Source organism: Desulfovibrio sp. SGI.169, from assembly GCF_050313595.1.
Classification (GTDB): domain Bacteria; phylum Desulfobacterota; class Desulfovibrionia; order Desulfovibrionales; family Desulfovibrionaceae; genus Desulfovibrio.
Map to the genome: position 1 here is coordinate 1 of NZ_JBNPLS010000056.1, position 5577 is coordinate 5577.

Below are 5577 nucleotides of genomic sequence, written 5' to 3' on the forward strand. Positions count from 1 at the left end.
CGACAGTTTGGCGCATTTTCCGAGCGTCGGTATTTCTCCGCGCGCGGCGCGGTCACGGGCGTCATTCACTTGCGGCGTCAGCGCCGCTGGAAATGCGCAAGCGGCGGGCGGGGCACGGGATTTGGGCGGCGTGCGGGGGAGGGGGCGCACCAGGCGCAAAAGGCGGGAGGGCGCAAAAAAGCCGGGCCCTTCGCGCTGGGAGCGGCAAAGGGCCCGGCAACTATTTTTGGCAGCGGCCTACTTTCCCACATGACGTTATGCAGTATCATCGGCGAGGAAGAGCTTAACTGCCGAGTTCGGAATGGGATCGGGTGTACCCTCTTCTCTATGGCTGCCAAAAAATTTTCAATTTTAATTGACAGGGAAGGAAGGAGTTTTTCTTCAAAAACAAGACTCACGGGCTATTAGTACTGGTCAGCTCCACGCCTCGCGGCGCTTCCACCTCCAGCCTATCTACGAGGTAGTCTACCTCGGCCCTTCAGGACTTGCGTCAGGGAGAACTTATCTTAAGGCAGGCTTCCCGCTTAGATGCTTTCAGCGGTTATCCCTTCCGCACATAGCTACCCTGCTGTGCCGCTGGCGCGACAACAGGTCCACCAGGGGTGCGTCCATCCCGGTCCTCTCGTACTAGGGACAGGCCCTTTCAATTCTCCTACGCCCACAGAAGATAGGGACCAAACTGTCTCACGACGTTTTAAACCCAGCTCGCGTACCACTTTAAACGGCGAACAGCCGTACCCTTGGGACCTGCTTCAGCCCCAGGATGTGATGAGCCGACATCGAGGTGCCAAACCGCATCGTCGATGTGAACTCTTGGATGCGATCAGCCTGTTATCCCCGGCGTACCTTTTATCCAATGAGCGATGGCCCTTCCATTCGGGACCACCGGATCACTAACACCTACTTTCGTACCTGCTCGAGATGTCTCTCTTGCAGTCAAGCTCCCTTTTGCGTTTGCACTCGACGGCTGGTTTCCAATCAGCCTGAGGGAACCTTTGCATGCCTCCGTTACTTTTTGGGAGGCGACCGCCCCAGTCAAACTACCCACCAGACACTGTTCCCGCGCCGGATTACGGCGGCGGGTTAGGGACCTGAAAAAACAAGGGTGGTATTTCAACATTGGCTCCCCCCATACTGGCGTACAGGGTTCACTGCCTCCCACCTATCCTACACATGCAGGTTCAAATCCCAATGTCAAGCTATAGTAAAGGTGCACAGGGTCTTCCCGTCTTTCTGCGGGTACACGGCATTTTCACCGCGACTTCAATTTCACCGAGTCTCTGGCCGAGACAGTGTGGAGATCGTTACGCCATTCGTGCAGGTCGGAACTTACCCGACAAGGAATTTCGCTACCTTAGGACCGTTATAGTTACGGCCGCCGTTTACCGGGGCTTCAATTCGGAGCTTCGCTTGCGCTGACCCCTCCTTTTAACCTTCCGGCACCGGGCAGGCGTCAGTCCGTATACGTCGTCTTTACGACTTCGCACAGACCTATGTTTTTAGTAAACAGTCGCCACCACCATTTCTCTGCGGCTCCCTCAGGCTCAACAAGAAAATCGCATCACCAAAAGGAGCACCCCTTCTTCCGAAGGTACGGGGTTATTTTGCCGAGTTCCTTGGCCAGAGTTCTCTCGAGCGCCTTGGATTATTCATCCCACCCACCTGAGTTGGTTTCCGGTACGGTTTGCGTGCCCTATACTTAGAAGCTTTTCTTGGCAGCATAGACTCGGCGACTTCAGGGCTTGCGCCCACGGACTCGCGTCTCGGCAAAAAGGAAAACGGATTTGCCTGCTTTCCATGCCTACTCGCTTGCACCGGGTATTCCAACACCCGGATCGCCTATCTTCCTGCGTCCCTCCTTCGCGCGAACACACAAGTACGTGAATATTAACACGTTTCCCATCAGCTACGCCTTTCAGCCTTGCCTTAGGGGCCGACTAACCCTGGGAAGATTACCTTTACCCAGGAAACCTTGGGTTTACGGCGAACGGGTTTTTCACCCGTTTTATCGTTACTCATGTCAGCATAATCACTTCTCCACAGTCCAGCATGCTTTACAACACGCCTTCTGCCCATGAAGAACGCTCCCCTACCAGACCGCATACGCGGAATTCAAAGCTTCGGTAATATGCTTAGCCCCGTTACATTTTCGGCGCAACGTCATTAGACCAGTGAGCTATTACGCTTTCTTTAAACGATGGCTGCTTCTAAGCCAACGTCCTGGGTGTCTCTACAACGTCACCACCTTAACCACTGAGCATATATTTGGAGACCTTAGCTGTTGATCTGGGCTCTTACCCTCTCGACAATGGACCTTAGCACCCACTGTCTGACTCCCGTGGTACATCTGACCGGCATTCTGAGTTTGAAAGAGTTTGGTAATCTGGTAGGACCCCTAGCTCTGTCAGTGCTTTACCTCCGGCAGACAATCCACGAGGCTATACCTCAATATATTTCGGGGAGAACCAGCTATCACCGGGTTTGATTGGCCTTTCACCCCTATCCACAAGTCATCCGGAACGTTTTCAGCCGTTGACGGTTCGGTCCTCCACAAGGCTTTACCCTTGCTTCAACCTGCTCATGGATAGATCACCCGGTTTCGGGTCTAATCCGCACTACTTGACGCCCTTGTCAGACTCGCTTTCGCTACGGCTCCACTTGCGCTTAACCTTGCAGTACAGATTAACTCGCTGACTCATTATGCAAAAGGCACGTGGTCACGGGCTTGCCCGCTCCCACAGCTTGTAAGCATCAGGTTTCAGATTCTATTTCACTCCCCTGACAGGGGTTCTTTTCACCTTTCCCTCACGGTACTGGTGCGCTATCGGTCGTCGGTTAGTACTTAGCCTTGGAAGATGGTCCTCCCGGATTCCCACGGGGTTCCACGTGCCCCGCGGTACTCAGGTACCGGCCGCGTCGCTTTCAGGTTCGGGTACGGGGCTGTCACCCGCTCTGGCAAAGCTTTCCAGCTTCTTTCCCCTGCCTACTCGCGAATCGCTTCCGCCGGCCCTGCAACCCCGGCTGGACGAATCCAGCCGGTTTAGGCTTGTCCCCCTTCGCTCGCCGCTACTGAGGGAGTCTCGTTTGATTTCCTTTCCTTCAGGTACTGAGATGTTTCACTTCCCTGAGTTGGCTTCCTGCAAGCTATGTATTCACTTGCGGATGGCGGAACATGACTTCCGCCGGGTTGCCCCATTCAGAAACCCCCGGATCAACGGATGTTTAGCTCCTCCCCGAGGCTTATCGCAGCTTACCGCGTCTTTCTTCGCCTTCCGACGCCAAGGCATCCACCCGATGCTCTTGTATACTTGTCTCTCGAAAAAAACTTCCTTCCTTCCCTATTCAATTGTTAAAGAGCCGGCCCCAAGGGGCCCGCCAAGCTCATCGCTTGGTTCGTAACAAGAACCTCATGTTCCTGCTGCTTTCAAGCATGCCCTGGCTCTCATGTTTGATCTGGTGGGCCTGGAAAGACTTGAACTTTCGACCTCACGCTTATCAGGCGTGCGCTCTAACCACCTGAGCTACAGGCCCGCCCGCATGGCCTTCTCGCTCCCGCCGAATTCAGAACTTCCGACGCGAACGGCAATAACTGGTGGAGCTGGACGGGATTGAACCGACGACCCCCGGCTTGCAAAGCCGATGCTCTCCCAGCTGAGCTACAGCCCCATGGCGCAGCCTCGCAGACCATCAAACATCCCGCTTTTCAAAGATCCTCGGTCGTTCATTGAAAGTGAACAGCGAATGGGAATTTATCCTTAAAGGAGGTGATCCAGCCGCAGGTTCCCCTACGGCTACCTTGTTACGACTTCACCCCAATCATCGGCCCTACCGTAGACGGATGCCTCCATTGCTGGTTGGCCCACCGGCTTCGGGTAAAACCGACTTTCGTGGTGTGACGGGCGGTGTGTACAAGGCCCGGGAACGCATTCACCCGAGCATGCTGATCTCGAATTACTAGCGATTCCGACTTCATGCAGTCGAGTTGCAGACTGCAATCCGGACTGGGACGCGTTTTTTGGGATTGGCTCCACCTCGCGGTCTCGCTCCCCTTTGTGCGCGCCATTGTAGTACGTGTGTAGCCCTGGGTGTAAGGGCCATGATGACTTGACGTCGTCCCCACCTTCCTCCCGGTTAACCCGGGCGGTCCGCATAGAGTGCCCGACCTCACTCGCTGGCAACTATGCGCAGGGGTTGCGCTCGTTGCGGGACTTAACCCAACATCTCACGACACGAGCTGACGACAGCCATGCAGCACCTGTCTTGGGGCTCCCCGAAGGGCACTCCTCCTTTTCGGGAGGATCCCCCAGATGTCAAACCCAGGTAAGGTTCTTCGCGTTGCATCGAATTAAACCACATACTCCACCGCTTGTGCGGGCCCCCGTCAATTTCTTTGAGTTTCAGCCTTGCGACCGTACTCCCCAGGCGGGATGCTTAACGCGTTAACTACGACACCGAAGAATACTCCCCGACATCTAGCATCCATCGTTTACAGCGTGGACTACCAGGGTATCTAATCCTGTTTGCTCCCCACGCTTTCGCACCTCAGCGTCAATACCGGTCCAGGCGGCCGCCTTCGCCACCGATGTTCCTCCAGATATCTACGGATTTCACTCCTACACCTGGAATTCCGCCACCCTCTCCCGGATTCCAGTCATGCAGTATCAAGGGCAGTTCCACGGTTGAGCCGTGGGCTTTCACCCCTGACTTACACAACAGCCTACGTGCGCTTTACGCCCAGTAATTCCGATTAACGCTCGCACCCTCCGTATTACCGCGGCTGCTGGCACGGAGTTAGCCGGTGCTTCCTTTGAAGGTACCGTCAATACGCGGCTGATTGGCACCACGCACTTTCTTCCCTTCCGACAGAGGTTTACGATCCGAAAACCTTCATCCCTCACGCGGCGTCGCTGCGTCAGGCTTCCGCCCATTGCGCAATATTCCCCACTGCTGCCTCCCGTAGGAGTCTGGACCGTGTTTCAGTTCCAGTGTGGCCGATCATCCTCTCAGATCGGCTACCCATCGTCGCCTTGGTAGGCCGTTACCCCACCAACCAGCTAATGGGACGCGGACTCATCCTCATACGACAGCTTGCGCGCAGAGGCCGTCTTTCCTCCAAATGTTCATTCGGAGCGTATCCGGTATTAGCAGCCGTTTCCAACTGTTATCCCGGTCATGAGGGCAGATTGTCCACGCGTTACTCACCCGTGCGCCACTCTACTCGCGGCCGAAGCCGCTTTCGCGTTCGACTTGCATGTGTTAAGCACGCCGCCAGCGTTCAATCTGAGCCAGAATCAAACTCTCCAGTTCAAATCTGTTTCAAGATCCCTGCTTGGCAGAAATCAGAATCTCAAAGACTTTCTTCCCACTCGCTATTCACTTGTCAATGAACCACCGCCCTCGCGGCCCGCCGCTTTTCAGCGGCGCGGTGCAGGTTTATGCACCCTTCCGCTCTCACTGTCAACATCTTTTTCCCGCTTTTCAAAAAAAACTTTCGCCGCGGGAAAGATGACGCTCAAGCGCGGAAAGTGCAACCTAGCCCCTCTTCCCCGCTCTGTCAACTCCTTTCTGAAAACTTTT

2 tRNA genes and 3 rRNA genes are annotated in these 5577 nt (G+C 55.2%); all 5 read right to left on the bottom strand.

Going from position 1 to position 5577, the window contains the following annotated elements:
- Positions 1-224: 224 nt before the first annotated feature.
- Positions 225-339, bottom strand: a 5S ribosomal RNA gene (gene rrf / locus ACQRA4_RS13455).
- Positions 340-383: 44 nt separating this feature from the next.
- A 23S ribosomal RNA gene (locus tag ACQRA4_RS13460) occupies positions 384-3314 on the bottom strand.
- A 140-nt stretch (positions 3315-3454) separates the two neighbouring features.
- Positions 3455-3531: transfer RNA gene (locus tag ACQRA4_RS13465), tRNA-Ile, on the bottom strand.
- A gap of 59 nt (positions 3532-3590) precedes the next feature.
- Positions 3591-3666 (bottom strand) — tRNA-Ala (locus tag ACQRA4_RS13470).
- Between the two features lie 91 nt (positions 3667-3757).
- Positions 3758-5307, bottom strand: a 16S ribosomal RNA gene (locus tag ACQRA4_RS13475).
- Together the 16S, 23S and 5S rRNA genes with 2 tRNA genes alongside form the textbook arrangement of a ribosomal RNA operon.
- Positions 5308-5577 lie beyond the last annotated feature (270 nt).